The organism is Rhizobium sp. Root491 (assembly GCF_001427205.1).
GTDB lineage: Bacteria > Pseudomonadota > Alphaproteobacteria > Rhizobiales > Rhizobiaceae > Agrobacterium > Agrobacterium tumefaciens.
The window spans coordinates 59,402-85,914 of record NZ_LMFF01000005.1 but is presented as its reverse complement, the minus strand read 5'-3'; the positions used below and the strand labels follow the sequence as shown (position 1 = coordinate 85,914).

Genomic DNA, 26,513 nt, shown 5'->3' with positions numbered 1-26,513 from the left:
CATCCCCCGTACGCGCGCTTGGCCGCAAGATTGCATCCGCATTCTCCGGTAACGCTGCTGTCGATACGTCAAAGGACGACTGGCAGGAGTTTTGATCGGCGATCGGTCAACGACGTGAGCTTCGGTGGGGGATATCCCCGCCGCCAATCAAGGACTATGCCACGCAATCGGAAATCGTTTGTGTGGCATAGTTTATGCCAGAGGGGGGTGACGAACACGTCTGGCAATCTTCGCAATACATTGCCCTTCACGCAGCGCGTCGCGACTATGGCCGTGGGGATCTTTTTGGGCTCTGACTCATTCTCAATGATGTTTCGGATTCAATTGGTGTGATTTCCGAAGGAGAATCAGCGCCATGCGAGCCCAGTTTCGACTTCCGATCTGATCCCGGCCGGTTTGAACGTTGAATCGGTGCATGATGCCACCGACGCGATCGTTGTCACTGCGTCCGCCGGGTCAACGGACTCCATATGTCCCCACTGCGGGACCGTTTCCCGTCGAGTTCATAGCCGTTCCCCTCCGGTGATCGGTGATCTGCCGTGTACGGCTCGACGGATCGAATTGCATCTGACCGTCAGGCGCTTTGTCTATAGTGCTACCAACTGCCATCGAAAGATTTTTGCCGAGCGCTTCGGTGACGGTGTGACCGCACGCTCCCTAACGAACTTCACTGCCTCAAGCTTGTACTCGCGGCTGAACTTCCTTCGTTGCATTTATGCACTCCAGTTTCGTTGGAAGCACCTTAACTTGGTGTCCACGAAACTGGCAGCAGGCCAACACTCACTTTACCAGGTTTATGATCACGGGTATCCGTTGAGTCGGGCAATAGCCCCACCAGCAGTGATGCAAGGGCAATTCCGGAGACAGTGCCATGGACGTTAATCTCAAAGAAGCCGAGTGGCTGAATAAACCTGTAGTGTGGGAAGCCACCGAGACGGGTCTCTCTTTAACCACCGAAGCAAACACTGACTTCTGGCGTGAAACGCATTACGGCTTCACGCGCGACAGTGGCCATTTCCTAGGTGTAACGCTCGCGGATGGTTTCACAGCGAGTGTCCGCGTCCAAGGCGAATTCCGGTCTCTCTACGATCAGGCCGGTCTTATGGTGCGCATTGATGAAAATCGATGGGTGAAGTCAGGCGTTGAGTTTACAGATGGCGAACGGTTTCTCAGCACAGTCATTACCGATGGAAAATCCGACTGGTCAGTGTCCCAGCCCTTCAAGGAGCTTGAAGATTTCTATATCCGGATCACATTGAAGGAAGGCACGATGCGTATTCAGGCATCCTCCAATGGGAGCATTTGGCCGTTGCTGCGGCTTGCTCCGTTTCCTAAAGTTTCCCATTATTTCGTTGGTTTGACTGCATGTACGCCTGAGCGTGGCGGACTGGATGTTCGGTTTTCGGAGTTTTCAGTCGGTGCGGCGATCACTACCGATCTCCACGACCTGTCCAGCTAGCAGCTATTTAAGAGAGTTCTTCGCAAATGCCTTCTCGATCTATCGTCCTTGTAACAGGTGCCAGCAAAGGGATTGGTGCAGCAACTGCAATTGCGTTTGCGCGGGCAGGATACGATGTGTGTGTGAACTATCACTCTGACGCTGAAGGCGCATCTGCGACGGCCGAGCGTTGCGAGGCCGAGGGCGCGAAGGCAATCGCTGTTGGCGCTGATGTCTCGGATCGCAACGCGGTAAAAAATCTCTTCCGCACTTGCGATGAATTACTCGGCCCGATCGACTGCCTTGTTAATAATGCCGGGATCATCGGAGGAACGTCCACGCTCGAAAGTTTGACCGAGGGTGCCCTGCAAGCCACTTTCGCGACCAACCTTTTTGGCACGATTTATTGCCTCCAGGAAGCGATAGAGCGGATGGCGTCCGATCGTGGTGGTGCTGGTGGCTCGATTGTCAACATGTCGTCCCTCGCGGCGACGCTTGGTAGTCCAGGGGAATATGTGCATTATGCGGCTTCAAAAGGCGCGGTGGAAACACTGACGATCGGTGCCGGCAAGGAGCTTGGTTCCGTTGGAGTTCGCGTGAACGCGATCCGCGTAGGCACGACCGCGACAGATATCCACGCGCGTGAGGGCAACCCAGATCGACCCGGGAAAGTTGCCCGTGCCACCCCGTTGGGGCGCATAGCGGAGCCGGAAGACATCGCAGATGCGGCGGTCTGGCTCGCGTCACCAATGGCCAGATTTATTACCGGGACGATATTGACCGTTGCTGGCGGAATCGCACCGTGAACGCACTCACGGTTGAACTTATTTTGGTTGACGCACCGAATCGCCCGAGTCGACTCCACCTCCAATTACAGTCCGACCTTTCGGGTATTGGGAGGTGTTTTGAAAGCGACGTTGCAGTGGATCAGGCGGACGCTATCGGCGGGGTTTTCGCTTGTGGGAGATTGGCGGGGAATGTTTAGTCGAAATGCACTTCCGAACATCCAGCGTGATGTTATCCACGCGAAGGCCGACGAAATTGACCGAAAGATCAGGGAAACGGCGGCGCTACGCGATACGCTCCGTCATGTCGCCGATTGCCCGGCACCCTCACATATGGAGTGTCCGACATTTCGGCGGCTGGTGGACTTGGCGGGCAAACGTGGCGGAAAGCGCGGGAAGACTTAAACTTTGACATCGAGCAGCCACGCCTCTCGGCGCCAGTGCCGCCTGATCAGACACTACACAAATCAGTCTTGGTCAACCGGTTCGCCCGATTTCGACACGACGGTGGACCCGTACGGTTCTCGCGACGAAATAATCAACGCATCGTTCTGAAGCGGGCGGACAAGATGTTTTGCCTCGTCCCACGGCGCCCGCATCCAGATGTCCGTGTCCTCCTTCGTCAGCAACAGAACCGGCATGGCTTTCTCATGGATCGGTTTCACGAGATCGTTGGGATCCGTGGTCAGAAAACCATAGAGGTCGTCGATCGTGAGTCCGTCCCGAACCTTCCGGACGCTCTTCCATTGCGGCACATGGATGCCGGCAAAAAACATCAGCGATTTCTCGTCATCGCGGGCAAACCAGGCATTGGGCACATTGCCGCCTTCCTCTCTGCTCGCCGGATCCGGTTCGGCAAAGCTGGTGACTGGGACAAGGCATCTGTGCTCGACGTCGAACCATCGCGTCCAGTGCGGGAAATTGAGCTTACGCACGTTTGTCGTGCCGCGGTCGGCCTCCATGCGGATCAGCTCCTCGAGATCAAATGGCTTGCCCTTGGCCGCGAGCTTCTCGGCCTTGGCTTTGGCCGCTTTCTCCAAGGAGAAGCGAGGGGAAGGTAATCCCCATCGCGCATGCACAAGCTGCTTCTTGCCTTCCGCCGTGTTGCGGACGATCGGCCCCATTTGGTCGGGGTTCATCTGATAGGCTGGCATCAGGTTGATCAGGCTTTCGGCGTCCTGAGCCCATTTCGAGACCCAGTCCTTGTCTTCCATCCGATAAAGGTTGCACATGCTGGAAAGCCCTCCGCTTGAAGCAGATGCGGTGTGTTCACGGCATCGCGCCTACTTCGCTACTGGAGCCTGTAAACGTCGGCATTGTCTTGTCGTTCCCGCAATCCCTTGTAGGAAGCATGGCGTAGCTTGCCGTCCGCCGTCCAGGCCCGAAACTCGATCTCGGCAATCAAAGTCGGCTCGACCCAAATGATGTCTGCCTTTTCGGCATAGCGAACAGGCGGCTGCTTCCGTTTCCAGCGCAGCCTGTCGATCATCTTGCGCAGCCTGTTCATCTCGGCTTGCCTGAAGCCCGTCCCGACGTTCCCGACATGAACGAGCTCGTCACCGCGATAGGCAGCAAGCACCAGAGAGCCGAAGCCGCCGGACGATGCCGTCGATGGCTCGTAGCCAACAACCATGAAGGCTTCGCTCTTAACGCACTTGATCTTGACCCAGTCGCCGGTCCGGCCGGAGCGATAGGGTTGATCCAATTGCTTGCCGACGATGCCCTCGAGGCCAAGGCTGCCAACGTGTTCCAGCAGGATCGCGGGATCGGCGTCAATGGTTTCCGAAAGGCGGATCGCGCCGTCGTGCCCCTTCAGCGTATCCTCGAGAAGATGCCGGCGCGAACGGTACTCCATGTTGCGCAGGTCATGGCCGTCGAGATAAATAAGATCGAACGCGTAGAGGATGGCGTCCGAAGCTCGGTTGCCAGCCGTCTTTCCAGACGCACCCAACGATTTCTGCAGCAGCCCGAAATCCGGCCGCCCTTCATCGTCAAGCACAACCGCCTCGCCATCAATGATCATCGTTGCCGGACCAAGCGCCCGGGCAGCCTGCTCGATCGCCGGAAACCGGTGCGTCCAGTCATGGCCACCACGCGTGAGGATGCGGACCCCTGTCGGCTCGATATGGATAGCCAGGCGATAGCCATCCCATTTCAGCTCCCAGCTCCATTGGTCGCCTTGTGGAGGGTGCGCCTTCAATTGGGCGAGCGCCGGCTCGACGCGATCGGGCATCGGATCAAACAGCAGCTGTGGCTGTGCGGGATTGCGCTTCCGACGCGGCTTTGACCGTAGCGGAGCTTCGGTATCACGAAGGAGCGGCTTTGATCTCGGTGGCTTCGTCATGCAAACGAGTTCAGCACGAAAACCTTAAGAAGATTGTGACGCCGTTCATCTATCCCCGCTATCCACCGTTTTGAACCCGACGGACGCAAGGGCTGCAAAAATTTCTGTTTTCCCTTACCTCCTTGAATCCTTTTCGAATCTTCGACTTTGCTAATACTGGGATAATATTCCTCAACCATGTGGTGCTTGACTCTTTTGCATTACGAGAACAAACAATGAACATATGGCCCGTACGACATAATGTCGATCCTTTGAACACGACCTTGAAGGGAGCCGTGAACGATGACTGCTGCCCGCCAGAGGGTGATTTGCGACTTGCGAGACCGCATCGCGTCGATGGAAGGGGTATCCGCGAAGCGGGCCGGAACACTTTCTTTTGGCGTTTCCGAGATCGATGCGGCCTTGCCTGGCGGGGGCCTCGCCTATGGCGCGCTGCACGAGTTTGCAGGCGGTGGCTCCGGTACTGTCGATGGTGCAGCGGCCGCCCTTTGTGTTGCCGGCATTGCCGCAAGAACAAAAGGCCCCGTCATCTGGTGTCTGACGCGGCCGGATCTTTTTTTTCCAGCTCTTGCCCATGTGGGTCTGCATCCCGACCGCGTCATCTTTGTTGAATCCGACAAGGAAGAGGATGTGCTGGCCAATATGGAGGAGGGCCTTTCCTTCGGCGGACTTGGTGCCGTCGTCGGTGAACTTGTTCGCCTGCCTATGGTCAGTTCCCGCCGCCTGCAGCTTGCAGCCGAGCGAACCGGGACCATGGCGCTCGCGGTCCGCCGATGGCGGCGACAGACGGAGGCCAATGACTTTGGGCAGCCGACGGCCTCGACCACGCGATGGCGTGTCAGCGTGATGCCGTCAGAGGAGTTGCCGGTACCGGGGGTGGGCAGGCCTCAATGGTTTCTGGAATTGATGCGCGTGAAAGCGGGTGAGTGTGCTGAGTTTCTCGTGAGGGCGTGCGATGACAAGGGTCGTCTCGATCTATCTTCCGGATCTGCCGACGGATCGCATTCGTCGGGCCGATCCGTCTATTCCGCCTGAACAGCCAATCGCCGTGATCGCGAGAAGCGGTTCGAAGCGATGGGTGTCTGCCGCCGATGCGGCTGCCAGAAAGGCGGGCGTGCATGCCGGCATGGCGGCGGCAAAGGCGCAGTCGGTGTTTCGCGGCCTGATGCTGGTTGACGCAGATCCGCAAGCCGATCGAGCCGCGCTCGAGCGCATCACGCTCTGGGCGCTGACGATCTATTCGCCGATCGTCGCCGTCGACGGGATTGATGGTATCGTCATGGATACGGAAGGCGCCGATCATCTGCAGGGAGGTGAACTGCCGATGGTGACGAAGATCGCCAACCAGTTTCTTGCCCGAAAACTGACGGCGCGCGTGGCGGTTGCCGACAGCTGGGGTGCTGCCCATGCTTGCGCCCGCGCAATCAATCGCGAAACGATTGTCGTTCCTCCGGGCGAGACGGCCCGTGCCGTCGAAAAACTGCCGATTTCGCTTCTGCGCCTGCCGTCAAAGATCGTCTCTGATCTGCGCATTCTCGGTTTCCAGACAATCGGCGAGCTTGCCAACACCCCGCGGGCCCCGCTGACATTGCGCTTCGGTCCGGAGGTCGGCCGCCGTCTCGACCAGATGCTCTGTCGTGTCGCCGAACCGATCGAACCGATCCGGACCGCAGAGCTGGTTGAAGTCTCCAAGGCCTTTGCCGAACCGATCGGGGCTGCGGAAACAATCAATAAATATGTTGGCCGTCTGGTCGTCCAACTCGTTGACGAACTCCAGAAGCGCGGGCTTGGCATTCGCCGTGCCGACCTGATCGTCGAGAAGGTCGACGGTACCAGACAGGCCATCCGCGCCGGAACCGCCAGGCCCGCCCGAGATGTCGCCTGGCTGACAAAACTGTTTCGGGACCGGACGGAAAAGATCGAGCCGGGCTTCGGGATCGAAAAGCTGATCCTGCTCGCCGTGATAGCCGAGCCTCTCGAGGAGGCTCAGAAAGCCTCTGCTCTGGTCGAGGATGACGTCACCGATGTCACGCCGCTGATCGACCTCTATGGAAACCGGGGGCAGAGGGTATATCGCGTCGCACCGGTCGCCTCCGATGTGCCGGAACGCTCTGTCCAGCGCATCAGCCCCGTCGCCGAACCGATCGCCGTTGCCTGGGTCAGCCATTGGCGCCGCCCCGTTCGTCTCTTGCCGAGACCTGAGTTGATCGAGGCGATCGCGCTGATGCCGGACCGGCCCCCAGTCTCCATCGTCTGGCGTGGCAAACGCCGCAAGGTCAAATGTGCCGACGGCCCGGAACGCATTTTCGGGGAATGGTGGCAGCGAGATGCCGAAATGGACGCCGTGCGCGACTACTTTGTCATCGAGGACGAATCCGGTGAGCGTCTTTGGGTGTTCCGCTCCGGCGACGGTATTGATCCGGAAACCGGGTCACACCGCTGGTTCTGCCACGGGATATTCGCATGAGCTATGCCGAGCTCCAGGTCACGACACATTTTTCGTTTCTGCGTGGTGCTTCGTCGGCGCAGGAGTTGTTTGATACTGCAAAACTCCTTGGGATCAGTGCGATCGGCGTCGTCGATCGTAATTCGCTCGCAGGCATCGTCCGCGCCCTTGAAGCATCCCGCGCGACGGGTCTCCGCCTCGTCGTTGGCTGTCGCCTCGACCTCGCCGACGGTATGTCGTTGCTGGTCTATCCGATGGATCGTCCGGCATATTCGCGGCTGACCCGGCTCATCACGCTTGGCAAGTCGCGCGGCGGCAAGAACAACTGCATTTTGCACTGGGACGATGTCATGGCTTACTCGGAAGGCATGATCGGCATTCTGGTGCCGGATCTGCCGGACGCCACATGCGCAGCACAGCTTCGCAAGTTGGCGCACGTTTTTGGTGATCGCGCCTATGTATCGCTGTGCCTGCGCCGGCGACCCAACGACCAGATGCGGCTCCATGAGATTTCCAACATGGCGGCACGGTTCAGGGTCAAAACCGTCGTCACCAATGACGTGCTGTTTCATGAGCCGGGTCGGCGGCAGTTGCAAGACATCGTCACCTGCATCAGGCACAATACCACGATCGACGATGTCGGCTTCGAGCGCGAGCGTCATGCCGACCGATATCTGAAGCCTCCGGAAGAAATGGCTCGCCTATTTCCGCGCTATCCGGAGGCCCTGGCACGAAGCATGGAGATCGTGCGTCGTTGCACGTTCTCGCTTGAGGAACTGACCTACCAGTACCCGGAGGAAGCCATTGTGCCGGGCAAGGATGCGCAGGCCTCGCTGGAGCATTATGTCTGGGAATGCGCGCCTGACCGTTATCCGGAAGGCCTTCCACCGGATGTTTTAAAGACCGTTCGGCACGAGCTCGATCTCATCCGCACCATGAAATACGCGCCGTATTTTCTGACGGTGTTTTCGATCGTGCGCTTTGCGAGAAGCCAGGGCATTCTCTGTCAGGGCAGGGGATCGGCGGCCAACAGCGCTGTCTGCTATATTCTCGGCATCACATCGATCGACCCCTCGACCAATGACCTCCTGTTCGAGCGTTTCGTCAGCCAGGAACGCGACGAGCCACCGGATATCGATGTCGACTTCGAGCATGAACGGCGCGAGGAGGTCATCCAATGGATCTACAAGACCTACCGACATGACAAGGCAGCCCTCTGCGCCACCGTTACGCGGTATCGTGCCAAGGGAGCGATCCGCGATGTCGGCAAGGCGCTCGGCCTGCCGGAAGACGTGATCAAGGCGCTGTCATCAGGCATGTGGTCCTGGTCGGAGGAAGTGCCCGACCGAAACATCCGCGAGCTCAATCTCAACCCCGACGACCGGCGCTTAGCGCTCACCCTGAAACTGGCGCAGCAGCTGATGGGTGCGCCACGCCACCTTGGCCAGCATCCGGGAGGATTTGTCCTCACCCATGACCGGCTGGACGATCTCGTGCCGATCGAGCCGGCAACGATGAAGGACCGCCAGATCATCGAGTGGGACAAGGACGATGTCGAGGCGCTGAAGTTCATGAAGGTGGATGTGCTCGCACTCGGCATGCTCACCTGCATGGCAAAGGCGTTTCATCTCATCCGTGAGGATAAGGGCGAGGATCTCGATCTGTCTACGATCCAGCAGGAAGACGCAGCCACCTACGCAATGATCCGAAAAGCCGATACGCTCGGGACCTTCCAGATCGAAAGCCGCGCCCAGATGGCGATGCTGCCGCGCCTGAAACCCCGCACCTTCTACGATCTGGTCGTGCAGGTGGCAATCGTCCGACCCGGTCCTATCCAGGGCGATATGGTGCACCCCTATCTTCGCCGCCGCGAAGGCAAGGAGCCGGTCGAATATCCCACACCCGAGCTTGAGGCCGTGCTCGGCAAGACGCTGGGCGTGCCGCTGTTTCAGGAGAGCGCCATGCGCGTCGCCATGGTCTGCGCCGGTTTTACCGGTGGCGAGGCCGACCAGCTGCGCAAGTCGATGGCGACCTTCAAGTTCACCGGCGGGGTCTCCCGCTTCAAGGAAAAACTCGTCTCCGGCATGGTCAAGAACGGTTATTCGGCGGAGTTCGCCGAAAAGACCTTTTCCCAGCTCGAAGGTTTCGGCAGCTACGGTTTTCCGGAAAGTCACGCGGCATCTTTTGCGCTGATCGCCTATGCATCGAACTACATCAAATGCCATTATCCGGATGTCTTTTGCGCGGCGCTTTTGAACAGTCAGCCGATGGGTTTTTATGCTCCAGCCCAGATCGTCGGTGATGCGATCAAGCATGGCGTCGAAGTGCGACCTGTGTGCGTCAACCGCTCGCGCTGGGACTGCACTCTGGAAAAGATCGGCAGCATTGATCGGCATGCTGTCCGGCTTGGGTTTCGGCAGGTAAAGGGACTGGCTGTCGCTGACGCAGCGCGGATCGTGACGGCACGCATGAATAGTCCTTTCTTATCCGTCGATGACATGTGGCGTCGGTCCAGCGTGCCGACGGAGGCCCTTGTCCAGCTGGCAGAGGCCGATGCCTTTCTGCCATCGCTCAAACTCGAGAGGCGCGACGCGCTCTGGGCCATCAAGGCGCTGCGTGATGAGCCATTGCCGTTGTTTGCCGCCGCGACTGAGCGCGAGATGGCGGCAATTGCTGAGCAGCAGGAGCCGGAGGTCGCCCTTCGGCAGATGACGGACGGGCACAACGTCATCGAAGATTACAGCCATACGGGCTTGACGCTACGGCAGCATCCGGTTGCGTTCCTGCGCAGGGACCTGTCGGCACGCAACATCATCCCTTGTGCGGAGGCGATGAATGCTCGGGATGGGCGATGGGTTTATACTGCAGGTCTGGTGCTGGTGCGCCAGAAGCCCGGGTCGGCCAAGGGTGTCATGTTCATCACCATCGAGGACGAAACAGGCCCTGCCAACATCGTCGTCTGGCCGTCACTGTTCGAGAAGCGCAGGAGCGTGGTGCTCGGATCCTCGATGATGGCAATCAATGGGCGGATTCAGCGGGAAGGGGAGGTCGTGCATCTTGTCGCGCAGCAACTCTTCGACCTGTCAGCGGACCTTGTCGGTCTGGCTGATCGGGATACCGGGTTCAGGCTGCCGGCGGGGCGGGGCGACGAGTTTGCCCACGGCGGCGGCGGGCCGGATTCGCGTGATCGACAAAAGCCTGTTGTCCCGCGGGACATGTTCACACCCGATCTCCATATCGATACGCTGAAGATAAAAAGTCGGAATTTTCAGTGATTTTTCGCTATCCCGGGAGCCGCGCCGCTTGGCGTCCCTCGAGGGCCCCCGCAGCATTTTTTTGGAAAACAGTAGAGTTGGCGTGCAGCCATGGGTGCCACATCAGCGCGATCATTACCGAACGAGGCTGAGCATGTATGGGAGTGGGACGACAGCGCGCTCTACAGCGGCGAATGGTTCGAGATCGCCGACGCATCACACGACTACACGTTTGAGATACTGCCGCCGCTCTCGATCAAGGCCGGGATATTCGCCATGCGCGAATTCCCGAACGGTTTGGTCACCAGCATCCTCTTCTCTCTGCCGGTCGACGGGTGCCTCCGGCACTTCCGCGGTTATTGCGACCTGGCCGACAAGAGCTCGCCCGAACGCATGCAAAGCGCTGTCATCGAACGCGAATCCAGGCCCTCCCTTGTGATGACGCACGACGAGAAGCTGGAACATATTTGGTCGCGCACTGCGGACGATTGTCTCGGTTATGCGGCATAATTCCTCCGTCGATGGACTTTCGTGAACGCTCGCGCGACAGGAGGATGCAATCGCATCATTGCGTGCCCGTGCCCATCTGCCAGGTGGCTCAGGCCAAACGGGACCACGAGCCGATAGTGACGCCGGCGGTTGTGATGACTGGGCAAGCTGCGGCTTGGACATTGGATCGGCGCGGCCTGGCGCAGGTCTAGCGTGGTTTCCTCTCAGCTTCGGCATCCGGGGTTTGCCTCTGGCCGTTCCGTCCTTCGGTTTCGTGGCGTCTGAACCGGCGCCCGTTCGGTTCAAGGCCGCTGTCGCGCCGCGGGGCGGCCGGTCATGCCGCTCTCGACAAAGCAGGCACGCGGGCTTCGCAAGGGCTTGTCACCCCTGCTTGACCGCCTGCCTGCTTCGCTCGATCTGGCCTGCCCGGGCCCTGATCCGCCCGGATTGCGCCTGTTCCTTTCGACCGCACCGAAGGACAGAACGGCCAGGGGGCCGACACTTCGGCGAAGCAAAGGAGACCACCATGGCAAAGTCAGCAACCCAATCCCGTCAATCAATCCGCCAATCCGCCCGCGTCGTGCCGCTGCGCAGAGGCGCCACCCTAGAAATGGTCCGCCTTTCATGCCCCGATGAAGCACAGGCGCTTCGGATCGCCGAAAGCTTCGGGACCGCCATTGTCGACAGCGATGGCATCCGTGACATGCACGAGCGCCTGATCGTCGAAACCGCCACCGCACTTTCCGATGGCCTTGGCGACCGGGCGATGCAGATCCATCTGCAGCGCATCGTCGGGGCCTATGTCGGATCGGCCCATGGCGCCGGCCAGTTCTACTCCCGCGCCGTCACCGAGGCGCGGAACGCCACCGCCAAGAGCGCTGCGGATGCCCGCGACGAGGATCTCGACGGTCCGGTCGGCTATGAGAGCGCCGCCCAGCGCAAGCGCGAATTCGCAGCCGACATGGGCATCCAGGCACATGCGCTCAGAATGGCGGCCGTCGGCGCTGTCGCAGCCTATGAGCAGGTGGTGGGCGAAACATGGAAACCCTTCGACCGGCCGGTCGAAAATCCCGGCCAGACGCTCGACCGCAAGGCGGCAGCAGTCCAGCTGTCAGCCTTCGAATAACATCCATCACGGCGGGGCTCCGGCCCCGCCTTTGTTCACGTCGACGAAGGTGTCCTGTTCTCGTCAGCTCGAAGTCACGAGGGCCTGTGCCGGCCACCGCCTCGGATCAACGACGGGACGCGACTTCAATGCGTCGACAGAAGGTCCCAACCTCAACCGCGCCGTTGCTAAGATTCCATCGGCTGCCGTGCGGCAGAAAGTGGTCCTGCTGGCGAAGCCCTCGCATTGGCTGCGGATGAAGATCGGGAATCTGTCCATTGCGACCCCGTCCCGCCTTCGGTCTGCCGGGCCGAGGGTCTCGCGCAAGGGCTTCGCCCTCCTTCACGTTGTTACGGCGCGTTCCGCGTGCGCTCATCCCTGATCTCCCCGGCTTTTGACCGACGTGACGGGGTCGCGATGGTCGCGACCTCCGAAAACGGAGGTTCAAGGATATGAAAAGAAAAGGGCAGGGCGAGCGCGCCGATCTCTATGCGCGGATCACCGACAGGATCGTTGCGGATCTGGAAAAAGGCGTCCGTCCGTGGATGAAGCCCTGGTCGGCCGCAAACACGACCGGACGGATCACCCGGCCGCTGCGCCACAACGGCGAAGCCTATAGCGGTCTCAACGTGCTGCTGTTGTGGTCGGAGAGCACAGCGAGGGGCTATGTCTCGCCGACATGGATGACGTTCAAACAGGCCTTGCAGCTGGATGGAGCTGTTCGCAAGGGCGAGACCGGAACGACGGTCATCTATGCAAGCCGCTTCACCAAGTCGGAGACCGACAGCAATGGCGGCGAGGTGGAGCGCGATATTCCGTTCCTTAAATCGTACACGGTGTTCAACGTGGCGCAGATCGACGGCCTGCCTGACCACTATCATGGCGTACCCGAACCGCTCCTGAGCCCGATCGAGCGCATCGGTCACGCCGACGAGTTCTTCCGCAATACCGGCGCAGTCATTCGGCACGGCGGCAAACAGGCATACTATTCTCCGGCCATGGACTATATCCAGATGCCACCGTTCGAAGCCTTCCGCGATGCCGCCGGGTATGCGGCAGTCCTCAGCCATGAGGCGACCCACTGGACGGCGGCAGAACATCGCGTGGGACGCGACCTGTCGCGCTATGCCAAGGACTGGACGGAGCGAGCGCGGGAAGAACTCATTGCCGAACTTGGCAGTTGCTTCCTCTGCGCTGACCTCGGTATCGCGCCGGAACTTGAGCCGCGGCCGGATCACGCGTCCTATCTGCAGTCATGGCTCTCGGTGCTGGCCAACGACAAACGGGCAATTTTCCAGGCGGCCGCGCATGCGCAGCGGGCGGTCAATTATCTCCACGGTCTTCAGCCAAGGGCGGATGCCTGCGCGACGAGGGAGGCAGTGTAATAGCGCCCCTCTCTTTTTAGAGCGTCCTTTGGTACTGCTCCCAAAATCTGAATCCGGGCAGCGCGGATTGACCGTTCGGGAGGAAAGCGAAGGCGATCTTGTTCCGTGCGGGCGCGAGCCAGTTTTGCTGCGACCAGCCCTCATACGTTGCGCATCAGCAACAGGTCATGTTTGCGGATACGAGCAAGCATGGGCGACATGTGCCCGATTGAAAACCGGAGCCGCCATCGACACGGAAAGTTCGGCGACGCTCCCCGGACTTGTCGCATTGGCACGGCAAATTCCCAAACGATCGATGTGGCCATTGCTGCCATCCATTCGGGCATAGGAAGTGGGCGTGGCCAACGCGGCCTCGATTTGACATGTCTGATCGAAGAGCGGCTGCGCCTCGATCGTTCTCCCGCAACGGCATCGCCCCCTTTCTTCCCCTGCGACCTGCGTTCGCATTCCTCGCGGTCCAAGAAAGCCGTCTCCCGCCGCCCTCCATTGCATTCCGGTCCCTTAAGGATGCGGTCCGATCGTCCCCGATCAGATCGACAGTCATCGAGGACGCGATGGTCGCGGCCCGATCAAACCGAAAGGATCACGACAATGGCAATCATCGGCGAATTCACCACCAACGGCAACACCATCCTCGGCCACGTACGCACTCTGACGGTCTCCATGAAGGCCCGTCTGAACCCGATCGAACGCACATCCCGCGACGCTCCCGACTTCCGGATCATGTCCGGAGCGGCCGAAGTCGGCGCCGCCTGGAGCCAGGTTTCCGGCGACGGAGAGCCCTACATCTCGGTCAAGCTCGACGATCCGAGCTTCCCGGCCCCGATCAATGCGGCACTTTGGCCGACCGAGAGGGAAGGCGACTATACGTTGGTCTGGAACCGCCCGAAGCGCGACGCCTGATCAAAGACGAAGCCCTGCCGGAAACGGCGGGGCTTTTCCCTTGTTCAAACCAAGAAGGAACCGGGCATCTAGCCCGCTTCTTCTTCTGGTCGCGATACGGAGAGGCGGGGCCTGCTCAGAGTGACCAATCGTGCCGCGAGCAAATGCCGGCCTCAAGGACTTCGCGTGGCCCCCCGATTTTGCTTCCGCTCCGGTTCCCTGCGCTTCAACAAAACCGGCACCCCACTCGCCGCCTCTGGCGGTCGCCGACGCGATCCCTGACCCCGTCATTTCCTCACGCCCCGCGGCGTCATCTTTCTCAAACGTCAAGGAGATGACGATGCTACTGGAACAACATGTCGAAGAACTGCGCGCCTTATCTTGACAGTCTGCACCGACTCTAGCGACTTGGCTACGTCGATGCGTATGCTGAGGGAAGGCGCTTTCCAGGCCGGTCGCAGCGCTCCCAAATAGCTGGCGGAGGCCGGCCTGGAGAGTGCCGGCGGCTCTAGCACCTCCCTTAGACGCGGGCTCCCGGGTGGGGGTCTGGGGGAGGGTTGGACAAACTATGCATATTTTTGACACTTCATCAAAGGTCACGCTCGAAGAACGGCGGGCCGCCGATGGCCTCGATGCCTATGTGCCGCGTATTTTATACGACGGTGAACTGTACGACGCCGACGTTGATCGCTTCTTTCTCGACCTGCCGCTCAACGGGGTCCGCTCCCGTCACTCTCTTCGCGCCTACGGCTACGACATCATGGTTTGGTTGCGCTTCCTCACGGAAGTTTGCGACAAGACCGTGTGGGGAGCTGCCCGCGCTGATGTCGTAGTCTTCCACCGCATTCGTAGAAGGGGCGAGCCGGGAAGTCGGATCTCGGCGTCGTCGTGGAACAGATCCATCGCTGCAATCGACAAGCTCTATGAGTGGGGAGTGCGCGAGGGACTTCTACCTTCGAGCCCTTTTTCGCATCGGGAGATCTGGCGACGCAATCGGACGCGGGGTCAGGGTAGGTTAGTCACGCGGAATGGTGCATTCGAAGGACGTGCCAATCAAAACACCATTCGCTTTGTCACGCTTGAGGCCTTTCGGCAGTTTCGGGATGTAGGGCTACGCGGCCTTACTGCCGACGGAGCCGAGCGGCCGGGAGCGCGCGACAGGAATGGACTTCGCAACGTGTTATTTGCGGAGTTGCTGGTGGTAACAGGCTTGAGGCTCGAAGAGGCGTCGTTTCTTCTGGCATTCGAGCTGGACGCTTTGCCCGCGGCGAACGCGTCTCGTGGTCAGACATGGCTCAATCTGCCGGCAGGTCTCACCAAGGGCGAACGCGGACGAGCAATCCTTATTCCCGATGATTTGATTCACCGGCTCCGGACCTACGTTCGTGTTGAACGCGCCCACGCAGTCACAAAATTCAAAGCTCGCCAAGGTTGGGATCTCGTGGAACGTCCAATCCTGGTGCGGCGGCCGAGCGCCGGGTCAGGCAATCTTTCGCTCCTTGACGGGCGAGCAGTTCCGCTGGAAGTCTTCTCGCCGGAGGAACGGGGCCGTTTGGTCATCTGTGAGGCGGATAACACGCCAATCGAACCAGCGGTTTTGTGGTTGACGGAGGTCGGTCAGCCGGTGCGCCCAAATTCCTGGGAAGTCGCATTCGCCCGGGCCTGCCAGCGCTGCCAGGCGAATGGATTTCCGATCGACATTAGCCCACACCAGCTCCGGCATACCTTCGCGGTCCATATGCTCGCAATGCTGATCCAGCGCCAACTCGGACGCCGATCCTTGGAGAGTTCGGCCGGACCGGCGGAAGGCTATCGCAGGATCCTCGGAGATCCTCTGCAACAGGTGCAGCGGCTTCTGGGCCATGCAAGTCTCGAGACCACTTCTATATATCTGGATCATATCGCCACGCGCGCAGATACAGTCGACACAGCCGTCGCCGAACTACTCGCGCTGCTGCCAGGCGGAGGTCGCTTATGAACAATCGACCCCGCAGGGGCCGGCCTGTCACATTCGGCCGCGAGTTCGTCGTCCCACTACAGGTATCGGCAGACGTGGTGTCAGGTCTACGATTTGATATCCAGACGCAGGATGGTGGAGAGGTTTCGCTTGACTACGCTCATCTGAAGCCGCGCTGGCTGGCCCTTGCATTCGGGCGTGCGCTACGTCGACTTGCTGGTCTTGGTGGACCCCTTTCCGTCAGATCGACTGTGGTCGTCTACGTCCGGACCCTGCCGCTGTTTTTCGCGTACATGGCCGAGACAGAGGATGTGCCTGACGCTCCCGAACTCCTTCAGGCGGGTCATGTCGATGGCTTCGAGGCCTGGTTGGCGGCAAAAGGAAAGTCGACCATCCACCTGCTGTTTATTTTGACGAAGATCATTGTTGCGCTGCGAGAGGTGGCATCCGAAGGGGCTGTTACATTTTCCGAGCAGCTTTGCGATCGGCTGGCCTATGTGACGCTGAGACCGATACCACCATCGCGTCCACGCGATGCATACAGCCCTTACATTGCACGGCAGCTTCGCGATGCTGCCCGGGCGGATATCATGGGGATCGTGCAACGCCTTCGCGATCCTAAGCCAATGAACTCGCACAGCGGACTGCTGGCTATGGAGAAAGAGATCCATGCGCACATCGAAGCCAAGGGTATTGTCCGCCACACAGATCCAAAATACCACGTTCTCAATGATGCCCGAAGGGTGCATGGCCTCTCATCGGAAAGGCTCTGCCATCAGCTTCACGAACGGCACTATTTGACGTTTCACGACGTCATCCCGCTCATGGTGTTTCTGGCGCTTGAGACCGGCCTGGAGCCCGAGTGCTGCAAGAGCTTGAGGGTTGATTGCCTCAGGAACCCTGCAAACGGCACGGTCGAGATTGCTTATGTCAAACGGCGGGCTCGTGGCGCTGAGCATAAGACACTTCGTGTGCGCGACGGCGGTCCGCGAACGCCGGGAGGACTTATCCGCCACGTGATCGCCTGGACCGCCACCGCCCGTAAACACCGCTCGACCGACTGCCTTTGGCTGTACTATGGGCTCGGCGGGCTAAAGTCGGGGGTCAATCATCCCCAGCAGCGCATCGACGCATGGACGACACAGCACAACATTCGCAATGATGACGGGCGGCCGTTCCATCTAACGCTTTCGCGACTTCGGAAGACCCACAAGGCGCTTTGGTATCTAAAGACCGAGGGACACATGACGCGTTTTGCCGTCGGTCATACCAAAGAGGTGGCCGCACGGCACTATGCCAATGTTCCAGCACTCCTCCCGCTGCACGAAAGCACGATCGCTGATGCTTTCACCGAGGCAGTCACGTCGGCTCTGTCGTCCACCGTTTTGACGCCAGAACAGGAGGAGACCTGGCGGGACGATCCGGTGCTCGCTTCAGAGGCGGCTCCAGCGGGATGCGATCCGATCTCACTTCTCGATGGAAAGCAGGATATCTGGCTGGCAAGCTGTGGCGGTTTCTTTTCCGGCCCCTATGCCGATCCCGGCTCGCCTTGCTCACAACCCTTTTGGGGTTGTCTCGAATGTCCGAACGCTGTCATCACCGCCCGCAAGCTTCCCGCCGTCCTGTCGTTTCTTGCTTTCATTGAGGACCAGAGGCTCTCGCTTTCCGCCAGCCATTGGGCGGCGAAGTTCGCAACCGCGCACGCTCGCATCACCATGCAGATCCTGCCAGCGTTCGGTCCGGCGACCGTCGAGGAGGCACGTCGTGTGCTCGCCAGCGAACCGGTATTCAACTACATGCCACCGGAGGCGTTACAGTGAAGGCCATCGCCAACCTTCCCATCGTCACTACTGATTTCGACAGCCGTCCCGTGCTGGCCACCGCAGCTCTGCGCCCCGGTTTCGAGCGGTCGAGCCTGTCGCGCTATGGCGACGACAGATGGGATTTGAACCCTGCGGTTTTTCGAGAGAACGTCCGCAGCTCCGACGCCACGGTGGATTTTAGTGTTGTCGACGATCCGAAGATCGCCGAGGCTCTTCGAGATTACCTGTATGTCCGCCTGAACACCGATCTGCCGGGATGCAAGTTGCGAGCGACACCGGTAAATGTCCGCCGTCTTTTTCGTTCCGCGCGCAGCTTCTTCAATTTTGTCAAGGCGGCCTACGGCGTCTTCGACCTCTGCCGCGTCGACCAGGCCCTGCTTGACGATTTCGCCAGGTTTCTTCGTCGAGGACGACGGCCGGTCATTGTCATGCAATTATTGGGCATTGTCTTCGACCTGTATATCTTCCGGAATCAGTTGACCGTGGCGAAGCTCTCCTTTGAGCCATGGGATGGTCGCAAGCCCGCCGAGGTCGCCGGATATAAATTCAGGGCGGAGGAGAACCGTACGCCACGGATCCCGGAAGCGATCATCAAACCGCTGCTCGCATGGTCGCTCAAATATGTGACCGTGTTCGCGCCCGATATTTTCGCTGCACGCAAGGAACTACTGGCACTCGAACAGCAGCACAAGGCGCTGACTGCTGAAGATGCGCTCGCCCCTCGCAACCAACGACGGACGCGCCGTCAGGCTCGCTTGCATGCATATCTCGATGAACGTCGTCGGCAGGGGCGCGGCATTCCAATCTGGCCTGCCCGGATCGGCGCGCCAGGATCATTCTCGGGATTCGAACCGCCTTTAAACTGGCAATTGATCTACCTGCATGTCGGCGCCGACGCCAATCTTCAACGATCTGCTGGCGGTCAACCCAATGACGAGATGAGGCGCATCGTAGAAGCTGCGGTCGGCGAACTAGGGACCGAGCTCGGTGGAATGGACACCGAGATTTCGATCGATCCTGATACCGGTCGTCCCTGGCGGCCTCGCTTTGACGCGCGGGCGTTGGCGATAGAAGAGCGAATGCTGCAGGCCGCCTGCTATGTCGTCTGCGCCTATCTGACCGGCATGCGCGACAGTGAAGTGCAGGCGATGCGTCCCGGCTGCTTGTCGGTCCGTCGTAGCGAGGACGGGCTGATCGACAGGCACCGCGTGAAGTCGGTCGCTTACAAGGGAAAGGAAGTCCGAGGCGAAGAGGCTGAATGGATCACCATCACGCCCGTGGCGACGGCAATTTCAGTCCTCGAACACCTTAACGTCCGCTCTGTGCAACAGCGAGGCACGGCGACGCTTTGGCCAGTCCTGTCCCTCGCCCACGCTCGAAAGCAGGCACTTGCAACGGACATTGTCACCAGACTGAATCAGTTTCGCGATTATCTGAACGAGCGATTTGGAACTGAGGCCGAGCCGATCATACCGCCGGGCCCCGATGGCCGACCGTGGCAACTCACAACACGTCAGTTTCGTCGAACAATTGCCTGGCACATTGCCAACAGGCCCTTCGGAACGATCGCAGGAATGATCCAGTACAAGCACGTCTCAGTCGCGACGTTTGAAGGCTATGCGGGCTCCAGCAGGTCGGGGTTTCTCGCAGAGGTCGAGACTGAACGGCGTCTCGGACAGATGGACGACATTCTCATCTATTTCGATGACAGGCAGCTGGGTTCGGGACTTTCCGGTCCAGCTGCAGTACGCATCGCCAAGTCGCTCGACGGCGCGGCGTCCCAGTTAAAACCGCTTCCCGGCATGATCGCTGATCGTGGTCGCCTCCGCGTCATGTTGGCCGACACGGCATGCACCCTCCATGTCGGCGTGTTGGCTGATTGCTTTTTTGATCCTGCTACCGCCGTCTGTCTTCGCCATGCCGCTGGCGACCAGGCTTCACCGATGATCTCGCTGTGCGAACCGTCGAGATGCCCTAACGCCTGTATAACAGTACGCCACCGCCCCGCATGGGCGGGCGCGGCGGAGAACGCCAGGAGCGTGCTGAAGGAGAAGCGATTGTCCGAACTTCAGCGCCTGGCTGTCGAGCAAGATCTTCAGAGGATCGAGAAGGTTCTCTCCGATATCGACGTCACAAGAGGATAGTTCATTAGGAATACGGTCGCGACCCCTGATCGGGGGCGCGGGTTCTCTTCTTTCTGCCGTCCTACTTTACGGCTACTCAGCCCGCCTCAAGGACGAGCGTGGGCCCCCGATTTTGCCTCCACTCCGTTTCCTGCGCTCCGACAAAACCGGCACCCCACTCGCCGCCGCTGGCGGTCGCTTCGCGCTCCTTGACCCGGGCTTCGTGCGCACGTCGCCCCGTTGACGTCATCAAAAAGGAGACGATCAACATGACTACTCTCGATCAAATCAACGAACTGCGCGCGGAGCTTCGGAGCTGCTATTTCACGAAGACCGAGCGCGCTATGGCTGAGGCCGAGCTTGCCACTCTTGTCGCCAAGGCACAGGCCGAGAACGAGCAGTTCGCAAGCGACATCGCACTCTATCTCGCTGACCTCGAATGAGGTCGCGATGATCTGGGAGGGGTGCCCCCTCCCAATTTTCAAACCCCTCGGGCTACACCTCAACCAAGGTGTCAGCTCGTCGGTGATGCATCAGCCGACCGATCCCAAGGAACGCCAGAACTGCGAGTGCGCCGAGCGCGGTCGTGATCGCGAGCGACCAGGTCGCGCCGATATTGGCCATGGCAAACGCCAAAGCGAACGGTGCGGTCGCAGAGACGATCAGCCTCGCGGCCATGACCTTGCCCTGAAGCCTGCCGAACTCCATGCACGTTCCAACACGCAGGAGAGACAGGTGAAATGCCTTCTGAAGGCTGGTAAGACGAAAGGACAGGTATACCGGAGGCAAGAGTAATGACCAGAGAAGAGATGCTTTCCTATTCTCAAGCAGTTTGTGACGGCCTTCGCGAGGATGAAGACGGTGTTAGACGTGAGGTTCTCACCCACGCGGGGAACAGATGGTCGCTCGGGGTCATACATACTCTCGGCGTCTATGGCAGGCTTCGTCACGCGGATATCGGTAGACGGATGCACGGCGTCACGCAGAGGATGCTCACTCGCACGCTACGCCAACTCGAAAGAGATGGCCTCGTCACGCGTCACGATCTCGTTGAGGTGCCGCCTCGGGTGGAATACGAACTCACAGAGCTCGGAATGGGTCTTCTCATTCGTATGATCCCGTTGTGGACGTGGGTCGTGGAGAATTCCGAGCAGTTTCGAAAGTCGCGCGAGGATTTTGATGTCCGTCCGCCAGAAAAGCCGTCCTGGCAGACGTTTTAACAATCGAAACATGCCGCCGCTCCGCTGATGTCGCCACGGTGTTCGACCGCGTAATGATATTGCTGCGGATCAACTCTTATTGGGAGTGCGGCTATACCGCACTCCCCATTTATTATCTTTTGTCGTTTGCACCTTAAAGGCCATATTACTTGCCAATCAGGTTCGCGTTGATCCAATCGGACACATCCGTCACCTTGATGCCTTCGCGTGCGTTGAACGTGCCTGCCTTGTCCCATGCCATTCCTCGCCCAATACCAAAGGCTGCGCGGTACTTGCGCATCATGTTTTGGGGGTCATTTGCCAGTTCTTCCATAAGGACGGGAACAGTCCATTCGGAGCGGTTGAAGGGCCGGTTCAAACTCGCCTCAAGCTTGTCCGCAAGCTCGCCATAGGTGACGGTGTCGCCCGCCAGGAAGACGATCTCGTTGCTGATGGTCGGCTCGTAGAAGACGATCTCAGCAGTGAGGACACCGATGTCGTCAGGCGTCGTCAGCGTAACGGCCGTATCGTAGCTCCCGAGGGCTCTGACGGCGCTCTTTTCCAAATCAACGACACCGAACTCTGGTTCAAAAAGATAGCTCATGAACATCCCGGTGGAAATGATGACCCACTCGGTTTTGCTCTGAGAACGCAGGAGTTCGCGAACATCGAGTTGAGCGTCAAAGATGTCCTGCGGACCGCCTCGACCAATCGCCTCGAAATCGACACCAAACTGCCAAGGAAAATAGCGGGGTATACCGGACTGCACCGCCGCCTTGGCCAGCTTCATCGGTGTATGAATCCCAGCAGCATAGCCAGCGCAGCCAATCACGGTATCGTAGTGTGAAAACAGAGATGCGAGTTCATCGACTGAGCTATTTACCAAATCGCCTGCGACGATCTCGATATGCAAGTCGCGGATTTCGGCGACGTCGCGCTGCTTAATCGATGAGTCTGATTTTATGGTACTGGCGCGAAGCAAAACGCTTACCTTTGCGTCATCAATGCCCCTGGCGCGACGGGCCAGATTGCGGAGGACGGGCATGCCGAGTTCCCCGGCCCCGAGCACGAGAATATTTCGTGACTTCACGTTGGAAACTGTCTGGTTCATCGATTTCAATCCTTCAAAACTCTATGTCACCGCTATTTGGCAAGGCGGGACCACGAAGAGAAGAAGGTACACGGATGATACTGCTACAAAATATAAAGACGATAATCCCGTTGTATTACTCTTACGCAGATATCCGTCTGCTTAGGGGGCCAGAAGCGACCTTGATCCTTGACTGTCAGGATAACGTGCCGAGATGAACCATTGCCACCCAGACGAGCGTCGCCAGATTGCCGCGGAGCTGGAACTGGCTCTGGCCGAACTGGCCGTTATCATGGCCGAGCAGGACGGTTCCGTTGACGCCGTGCCGCCCTTCTGAGGGTGGCATACACCCGCAATGCTGCCACCACCGTCCGATTGCCATCGAGATCGAGATCAGCTTAAGCGTGATGGCAAGCAGCGCCGATGACGCTGCGCCGTCTGCCTTTGGCGGCTCCCCCCCTGATGACCCCGCTTACCGCGGTGCGGCTTACTTGTTCAGCACATCTTTCAGTGCTTTGGCAGGCTGAAACGTAAGCTTCTTCGCAGCGGCAACCTTGATGGTGGCGCCGGTTGCCGGATTGCGAGCCTCACGCTCCGGGGTATCCTTGATCTTGAACTTGCCGAATCCCGGGATAGATGTTTCCGCTCCAGACGTGGCTGCCGTCGTGATCGACGCGAAGACGGTTTCGACGATCGATTTCGCCTGGGCTTTGGTCAGGTTCTGTTCGGATGCGATCTTTTCGGCGATTTCATTGGTTGTGGTCATGACGGTTTCCTCGTTAAAGACGGGAAAACCCTTTCAGGCGATCGTTACGTTGTCATGCGGTGATGTCCTTAGAGTGGCGCTCCTGCCGGGGTTTCCACAGTTTCTTGCCGGTTGATAGCCCCTTTTGCGCTTCTGCAGTACCAGTTCGAGAAAGCGCGATATCGCATCATTCTCATTGCCGAACACCTCGGTCATCTCCCCGCCAGCCTTGCCGATCCGTCCCCAGCTTCGCACGACGGCTATTTCGCCAAAAAGGGTTGGCCGGATCGCAAGCGCGTAATATCGGGCCATGTTCCTGTTGGCGTCGATCCTCTGGCAATAAAGCTGGTAGTGGTGTGTTCCCATCCCCGCATGATCGGCGATGCTCGCGATCTGGTCCAACGAGACTTACGAATCGAGAGGTCGCTTCCGATTCATTTCTGTGATGGATGCCTGTTGCGGTTTCGGCAGTGTCCGATCATCCTGACGCTCAAGCTTCCCGGTCTGAACGGTACGTCCGGGCGCGATCGTCGAGGTGAGCACAGCCGGTAAATCAGATGGCGAGCTGTCTTCGCTTCCAATCGTCAGTAGGTCCATGTTCAGGCATCGCATGTTTTCGAAAAAGGAGGATCAAATGTCACCCTTTGAGGAAGCGGCGGCCGCGACGACTACGATACAGGAGCATCTGTCATCTACACTGGAGAAGCATTAGGACGGGTTGAGCTAGCACATCGTGAATTCTTCGGTGTCCATGCTCATCCTTCAACGAGACACAACGACCTGATCGAAGCGCTAGAAGGCGATCGACGCGGCACTGGCGCTGATGAAGGCAACGAAATGGCCAATAGAAGCCGAATACGGTCCGCAAGAAAACGCCTGGGCCGTCAAGGTCCCAGCTTGGCAAACCTGTTGGGCCTGGCGTGCATATCCATGTCCTTCCGCCTGAAATAGATCGCCCGCCCGCAGCGGATCGGACTGTGGCCCTGGACGATAATGATCTGCTCGTCCTTGCGCATAGATTGGGTGATTTCGTGCGGCATTATCAACGGGCGGCGCTGGAAATTGATGTTTTCTGATTTGAGCGATGCGCTGTTTTTCGCACCCCAGCCGAGATTGCGAGAACTGCCTTTGACTTCGACAGTCATTTCTCCACATTGGGCTGAGACGTTGCGGGCGGTATCCAGTGCCTTGATTGCTGCGTAGCTCGCGAAAGCGCAGCCGTCGATCCATGAGACCGCGCCGTCCTTTCCGAAGTGCCGTTCCAGTTGCCCGACGGACTGGTACATCAGCATCATGCTGACGCCATACTTGCGACCGCGATCGCGAGCCTCTTCAAGCACGCGCATGTAGCCAAGCAGATCGACTTCGTCCAAAATGAACAACGCTCGCCTCGTGAACGCACCATCCGCTTCGACCATCGCGTTGATCAGCGAGCCGATGATCACCCGACCGATACCGGGATAGGACCGCAGGATCGATGCGGGGATATTGATAAACACGTCTTTCTTTCCGCCAGCGATCTCGCTCGATTTGAACGTGTTGCCGCAAACCAGTGCCGCGTAATTATCGAGCGACAGCCATTGCGTATCTTTCGATGCCGTCGAATAGACGCCTGAGAACGTTTGCTCGGTCATGTTAACAAAAACGCCGAGCGTTTCGCGGATGAAGGCGGACGTGGAGTGTTCCTGTACGTCGCGCAGCATGGCGAGCACGGAGGTTTCCGGCTCGGAGACGATCTGGCGCAGGCTGCGCAGGTTTCGCCGTCCTGCACATTCCGGTGACAGCATCACATGCGCTAGAAGACCAGTCAGCAGATTGTGCGCCTGCGATTGGAAGTAAGAGCCAGTCGACGATTCGAAGCGCAAGCTTTCCGAGAGTAACATGTGCGCAATGCCGACAATGTCCTCTTCCTTTTTTAGCGAGTGCTCGATTCCGTCGAGCACGTTAAATCCCATGACCGGATTTGCCGGATCGAGCACAACAACCTCTCGGTTGAGTTTATCTCTTCGGTGGTCAACGACCATCGGGGCCACCTCGGTGGACGGATCCAGGCAAATGAGGGGACCCGTATATCTGAGCGCCGTCGGCACGACGTTGCTGGTGGTCTTGAAGCCACCGGAGCCCGCGAAGAAAAGCATGTGAGTCGAATCGAAATCCTGGGAGTAGGTCAGCAGCGGGGCTTTGCCACCACGTCCCCAGGTGGCCGGATCGTTCGGATCGAACGGCAACTCATGGACGAGTTCCTTGTCGACCCTGTAGCGCTCGCCGATGACGATTTCGCCATCATCGGGAAACAGCCGTGCCGCCGCCGACATCGGCAGCCAGTCTGCATCTCCGAATGTTCCGCGCCTGGCGCGCGTCACCTGTTCGGGCACGACGCTGGAGATGCGCGCCGCGACCGCGGCCGCCATGAATCCCATCGCTGCGCCAACGACCGCAATCATGTCGACGAATGATAGCGCCTGATCCCAGGTCAGCACACCGCTCTCTACGAGCGGCTGAAGCCGACCGAACTCGCGCATCCCGTAAAAGCCGGCCACCAGGAAAAAGCATAGAAAGCTTGCCAATGCCACGGGCCTTCGCCGATGGAGGGGCAGCGCCCAAACTGCCAGCAATCCAGCCAGCGGCCCGAACAAAAGGACGGGCAACGGTGACGCCCGAAGGAACCAGTATTGCGTCTTGCCTGTGATGCCGGCGGCCAATTCAGGCCAACGCCAGTGGGCGACGTAAAAGGAAAATCCGGTGACGGCGATGGGAATGGTGATAAGCAACAGGCTCGGATGCTGTTTGGCCTTTCCCTTCATTCCGCCACCTTCAAAAAGCGTTCTAACCCGCCGTTGGATGCCGCATCCCTGAAGGCCAGCTCTCCGATATCGCACAGACGCCGATGTTCAGGTGTCCCCTGCACGACCCGCTTCATTTCGAGAAGTCCGCCAAGCAGGAAAGCCCGATCGGCGTCCGACAGGCCCGCGCGAACGACAATGTCACCGAGCAAGAACTTTTCTCTCGCTCCCTTCTTTCGGTCAGATGTCATGAGGAACCTCCGTTTCCGAACCAGTCGCTCCATTTGCCTGTCCACGCGGCGAAGCAGGTGAGCCAGCGGCTTGCTTCTTCTCGCCGTTGCGAAATCGCGCTGCGATCTCGTCGAAGATGCGATCCACCTCCTCGTCAGCGATCTCCATCTCCGCCAATCCCGACTTCGTCGCCGCACGCGCGAAACGATCAGCTGATTTTACTATTAAAGTTTTTCTTCGTTCGCGAAGCTTCTCGATTTGAGCATCAATATCCATGAGCGCAGACTTGGTAGTCATAACTGAGTCCTCTCAACCTCTTTGGAAATTTCTATTCCGTCATTTAACTGACTAGAAAATGTTAGTCAAAAGCACTACCGTACACAAGCCCCCAAACGTCTGTATTGGAAATCCCAGCTGGGCCGTCTTCCGGAAAA

Annotated in this window: 24 protein-coding genes and 1 pseudogene; 16 read left to right on the top strand and 9 right to left on the bottom strand. The window is 59.0% G+C overall.

The window, feature by feature from the left end; all coding sequences use genetic code 11:
* Window positions 1-411: 411 nt before the first annotated feature.
* The 3 genes and pseudogenes from ASD46_RS27940 to ASD46_RS09910 form a co-directional block, all read left to right on the top strand.
* Window positions 412-531: pseudogene (locus tag ASD46_RS27940) on the top strand (hypothetical protein); the annotation flags it as partial.
* Window positions 532-871: 340 nt separating this feature from the next.
* Window positions 872-1,459 carry a DUF1349 domain-containing protein gene (locus tag ASD46_RS09915; RefSeq protein WP_060642161.1) on the top strand — a complete coding sequence of 196 codons (588 nt, stop codon included), beginning with the start codon at window positions 872-874 and terminating at the stop codon, window positions 1,457-1,459.
* 26 nt (window positions 1,460-1,485) lie between these two features.
* Window positions 1,486-2,244: an SDR family oxidoreductase gene (locus ASD46_RS09910; RefSeq protein WP_060642160.1), complete on the top strand. Its 759-nt coding sequence runs from the start codon at window positions 1,486-1,488 to the stop codon at window positions 2,242-2,244.
* A gap of 446 nt (window positions 2,245-2,690) precedes the next feature.
* Here the strand turns inward: ASD46_RS09910 and ASD46_RS09900 are convergent, their stop codons facing one another.
* A complete protein-coding gene (locus ASD46_RS09900; RefSeq protein ID WP_060642159.1) occupies window positions 2,691-3,455 on the bottom strand; it encodes an SOS response-associated peptidase family protein in 765 nt (254 codons plus the stop codon).
* Window positions 3,456-3,514: 59 nt separating this feature from the next.
* Window positions 3,515-4,567 (bottom strand): non-homologous end-joining DNA ligase, encoded by a 1,053-nt coding sequence (ligD, locus tag ASD46_RS09895; protein WP_060642158.1) that lies wholly within the window; start codon window positions 4,565-4,567, stop codon window positions 3,515-3,517.
* Between the two features lie 282 nt (window positions 4,568-4,849).
* Between ligD and ASD46_RS09890 the strand changes: the two genes are divergently transcribed.
* From ASD46_RS09890 to ASD46_RS27460, 11 genes are all read left to right on the top strand, one after another.
* The gene (locus ASD46_RS09890) at window positions 4,850-5,602 is read left to right on the top strand and encodes an ImuA family protein (RefSeq protein ID WP_060642157.1); all 753 of its coding nucleotides are present in this window, start codon (window positions 4,850-4,852) and stop codon (window positions 5,600-5,602) included.
* Window positions 5,523-7,034 carry a Y-family DNA polymerase gene (locus tag ASD46_RS09885; RefSeq protein ID WP_060642156.1) on the top strand — a complete coding sequence of 504 codons (1,512 nt, stop codon included), beginning with the start codon at window positions 5,523-5,525 and terminating at the stop codon, window positions 7,032-7,034. Before ASD46_RS09890 ends, ASD46_RS09885 begins: the two co-directional genes overlap by 80 nt.
* Window positions 7,031-10,288, top strand: a complete 3,258-nt coding sequence (locus ASD46_RS09880) for an error-prone DNA polymerase (RefSeq protein ID WP_060642155.1) — start codon at window positions 7,031-7,033, stop codon at window positions 10,286-10,288. The genes ASD46_RS09885 and ASD46_RS09880 overlap by 4 nt, the downstream gene beginning before the upstream one ends.
* Before the next feature lie 90 nt (window positions 10,289-10,378).
* Window positions 10,379-10,777 carry a DUF1419 domain-containing protein gene (locus ASD46_RS09875; protein WP_060642154.1) on the top strand — a complete coding sequence of 133 codons (399 nt, stop codon included), beginning with the start codon at window positions 10,379-10,381 and terminating at the stop codon, window positions 10,775-10,777.
* Between the two features lie 505 nt (window positions 10,778-11,282).
* Window positions 11,283-11,882 carry a hypothetical protein gene (locus tag ASD46_RS09870; RefSeq protein ID WP_025591403.1) on the top strand — a complete coding sequence of 200 codons (600 nt, stop codon included), beginning with the start codon at window positions 11,283-11,285 and terminating at the stop codon, window positions 11,880-11,882.
* A 431-nt stretch (window positions 11,883-12,313) separates the two neighbouring features.
* Window positions 12,314-13,246, top strand: a complete 933-nt coding sequence (locus ASD46_RS09865; protein ID WP_060642153.1) for an ArdC family protein — start codon at window positions 12,314-12,316, stop codon at window positions 13,244-13,246.
* A gap of 591 nt (window positions 13,247-13,837) precedes the next feature.
* The gene (locus ASD46_RS27335; RefSeq protein ID WP_003517402.1) at window positions 13,838-14,149 is read left to right on the top strand and encodes a DUF736 domain-containing protein; all 312 of its coding nucleotides are present in this window, start codon (window positions 13,838-13,840) and stop codon (window positions 14,147-14,149) included.
* 547 nt (window positions 14,150-14,696) lie between these two features.
* A complete protein-coding gene (locus ASD46_RS09850) occupies window positions 14,697-16,106 on the top strand; it encodes a tyrosine-type recombinase/integrase (protein WP_013637330.1) in 1,410 nt (469 codons plus the stop codon).
* Window positions 16,103-17,905 (top strand): hypothetical protein, encoded by a 1,803-nt coding sequence (locus tag ASD46_RS09845; RefSeq protein WP_060642151.1) that lies wholly within the window; start codon window positions 16,103-16,105, stop codon window positions 17,903-17,905. Before ASD46_RS09850 ends, ASD46_RS09845 begins: the two co-directional genes overlap by 4 nt.
* Entirely contained in the window at window positions 17,902-20,052 is a 2,151-nt protein-coding gene (locus tag ASD46_RS09840) for a hypothetical protein (protein WP_060642150.1), read from the top strand. The genes ASD46_RS09845 and ASD46_RS09840 overlap by 4 nt, the downstream gene beginning before the upstream one ends.
* 248 nt (window positions 20,053-20,300) lie before the next feature.
* On the top strand, window positions 20,301-20,474 hold the full coding sequence (locus tag ASD46_RS27460) for a hypothetical protein (protein ID WP_013637334.1): 174 nt from the start codon (window positions 20,301-20,303) through the stop codon (window positions 20,472-20,474).
* A 52-nt stretch (window positions 20,475-20,526) separates the two neighbouring features.
* On the opposite strand, the gene ASD46_RS09835 is transcribed toward ASD46_RS27460, so the two are convergent.
* Window positions 20,527-20,739: a hypothetical protein gene (locus tag ASD46_RS09835; protein WP_025591413.1), complete on the bottom strand. Its 213-nt coding sequence runs from the start codon at window positions 20,737-20,739 to the stop codon at window positions 20,527-20,529.
* A gap of 86 nt (window positions 20,740-20,825) precedes the next feature.
* On the opposite strand from ASD46_RS09835, the gene ASD46_RS09830 reads away from it, so the two are divergent.
* Window positions 20,826-21,251 carry a winged helix-turn-helix transcriptional regulator gene (locus ASD46_RS09830; protein ID WP_012478128.1) on the top strand — a complete coding sequence of 142 codons (426 nt, stop codon included), beginning with the start codon at window positions 20,826-20,828 and terminating at the stop codon, window positions 21,249-21,251.
* A gap of 145 nt (window positions 21,252-21,396) precedes the next feature.
* On the opposite strand, the gene ASD46_RS09825 is transcribed toward ASD46_RS09830, so the two are convergent.
* Window positions 21,397-22,341: an aromatic alcohol reductase gene (locus tag ASD46_RS09825; protein WP_012478129.1), complete on the bottom strand. Its 945-nt coding sequence runs from the start codon at window positions 22,339-22,341 to the stop codon at window positions 21,397-21,399.
* A 193-nt stretch (window positions 22,342-22,534) separates the two neighbouring features.
* Between ASD46_RS09825 and ASD46_RS27715 the strand changes: the two genes are divergently transcribed.
* Window positions 22,535-22,657 carry a hypothetical protein gene (locus tag ASD46_RS27715; protein ID WP_013637336.1) on the top strand — a complete coding sequence of 41 codons (123 nt, stop codon included), beginning with the start codon at window positions 22,535-22,537 and terminating at the stop codon, window positions 22,655-22,657.
* A gap of 150 nt (window positions 22,658-22,807) precedes the next feature.
* Here the strand turns inward: ASD46_RS27715 and ASD46_RS09820 are convergent, their stop codons facing one another.
* The 5 genes from ASD46_RS09820 to ASD46_RS09800 form a co-directional block, all read right to left on the bottom strand.
* A complete protein-coding gene (locus tag ASD46_RS09820) occupies window positions 22,808-23,086 on the bottom strand; it encodes an HU family DNA-binding protein (RefSeq protein WP_003517400.1) in 279 nt (92 codons plus the stop codon).
* A 33-nt stretch (window positions 23,087-23,119) separates the two neighbouring features.
* Entirely contained in the window at window positions 23,120-23,431 is a 312-nt protein-coding gene (locus ASD46_RS09815; protein WP_060642167.1) for a WGR domain-containing protein, read from the bottom strand.
* Window positions 23,432-23,949: 518 nt separating this feature from the next.
* Window positions 23,950-25,869 (bottom strand): Ti-type conjugative transfer system protein TraG, encoded by a 1,920-nt coding sequence (gene traG / locus ASD46_RS09810; RefSeq protein ID WP_060642149.1) that lies wholly within the window; start codon window positions 25,867-25,869, stop codon window positions 23,950-23,952.
* Window positions 25,866-26,099: a conjugal transfer protein TraD gene (locus ASD46_RS09805; RefSeq protein WP_020811899.1), complete on the bottom strand. Its 234-nt coding sequence runs from the start codon at window positions 26,097-26,099 to the stop codon at window positions 25,866-25,868. The genes traG and ASD46_RS09805 overlap by 4 nt, the downstream gene beginning before the upstream one ends.
* Window positions 26,089-26,376, bottom strand: a complete 288-nt coding sequence (locus ASD46_RS09800) for a TraC family protein (protein WP_060642148.1) — start codon at window positions 26,374-26,376, stop codon at window positions 26,089-26,091. The genes ASD46_RS09805 and ASD46_RS09800 overlap by 11 nt, the downstream gene beginning before the upstream one ends.
* Window positions 26,377-26,513 lie beyond the last annotated feature (137 nt).

Coding starts and splice junctions, on each gene's coding strand:
- ASD46_RS09915 (WP_060642161.1), top strand. CDS start 872: ATGGACGTTAATCTCAAAGAAGCCGAGTGGCTGAATAAACCTGTAGTG.
- ASD46_RS09910 (WP_060642160.1), top strand. CDS start 1,486: ATGCCTTCTCGATCTATCGTCCTTGTAACAGGTGCCAGCAAAGGGATT.
- ASD46_RS09900 (WP_060642159.1), bottom strand. CDS start 3,455: ATGTGCAACCTTTATCGGATGGAAGACAAGGACTGGGTCTCGAAATGG.
- ligD (WP_060642158.1), bottom strand. CDS start 4,567: ATGACGAAGCCACCGAGATCAAAGCCGCTCCTTCGTGATACCGAAGCT.
- ASD46_RS09890 (WP_060642157.1), top strand. CDS start 4,850: ATGACTGCTGCCCGCCAGAGGGTGATTTGCGACTTGCGAGACCGCATC.
- ASD46_RS09885 (WP_060642156.1), top strand. CDS start 5,523: ATGACAAGGGTCGTCTCGATCTATCTTCCGGATCTGCCGACGGATCGC.
- ASD46_RS09880 (WP_060642155.1), top strand. CDS start 7,031: ATGAGCTATGCCGAGCTCCAGGTCACGACACATTTTTCGTTTCTGCGT.
- ASD46_RS09875 (WP_060642154.1), top strand. CDS start 10,379: ATGGGTGCCACATCAGCGCGATCATTACCGAACGAGGCTGAGCATGTA.
- ASD46_RS09870 (WP_025591403.1), top strand. CDS start 11,283: ATGGCAAAGTCAGCAACCCAATCCCGTCAATCAATCCGCCAATCCGCC.
- ASD46_RS09865 (WP_060642153.1), top strand. CDS start 12,314: ATGAAAAGAAAAGGGCAGGGCGAGCGCGCCGATCTCTATGCGCGGATC.
- ASD46_RS27335 (WP_003517402.1), top strand. CDS start 13,838: ATGGCAATCATCGGCGAATTCACCACCAACGGCAACACCATCCTCGGC.
- ASD46_RS09850 (WP_013637330.1), top strand. CDS start 14,697: ATGCATATTTTTGACACTTCATCAAAGGTCACGCTCGAAGAACGGCGG.
- ASD46_RS09845 (WP_060642151.1), top strand. CDS start 16,103: ATGAACAATCGACCCCGCAGGGGCCGGCCTGTCACATTCGGCCGCGAG.
- ASD46_RS27460 (WP_013637334.1), top strand. CDS start 20,301: ATGACTACTCTCGATCAAATCAACGAACTGCGCGCGGAGCTTCGGAGC.
- ASD46_RS09835 (WP_025591413.1), bottom strand. CDS start 20,739: ATGGAGTTCGGCAGGCTTCAGGGCAAGGTCATGGCCGCGAGGCTGATC.
- ASD46_RS09830 (WP_012478128.1), top strand. CDS start 20,826: ATGACCAGAGAAGAGATGCTTTCCTATTCTCAAGCAGTTTGTGACGGC.
- ASD46_RS09825 (WP_012478129.1), bottom strand. CDS start 22,341: ATGAACCAGACAGTTTCCAACGTGAAGTCACGAAATATTCTCGTGCTC.
- ASD46_RS27715 (WP_013637336.1), top strand. CDS start 22,535: ATGAACCATTGCCACCCAGACGAGCGTCGCCAGATTGCCGCGGAGCTG.
- ASD46_RS09820 (WP_003517400.1), bottom strand. CDS start 23,086: ATGACCACAACCAATGAAATCGCCGAAAAGATCGCATCCGAACAGAAC.
- ASD46_RS09815 (WP_060642167.1), bottom strand. CDS start 23,431: ATGGGAACACACCACTACCAGCTTTATTGCCAGAGGATCGACGCCAAC.
- traG (WP_060642149.1), bottom strand. CDS start 25,869: ATGAAGGGAAAGGCCAAACAGCATCCGAGCCTGTTGCTTATCACCATT.
- ASD46_RS09805 (WP_020811899.1), bottom strand. CDS start 26,099: ATGACATCTGACCGAAAGAAGGGAGCGAGAGAAAAGTTCTTGCTCGGT.
- ASD46_RS09800 (WP_060642148.1), bottom strand. CDS start 26,376: ATGACTACCAAGTCTGCGCTCATGGATATTGATGCTCAAATCGAGAAG.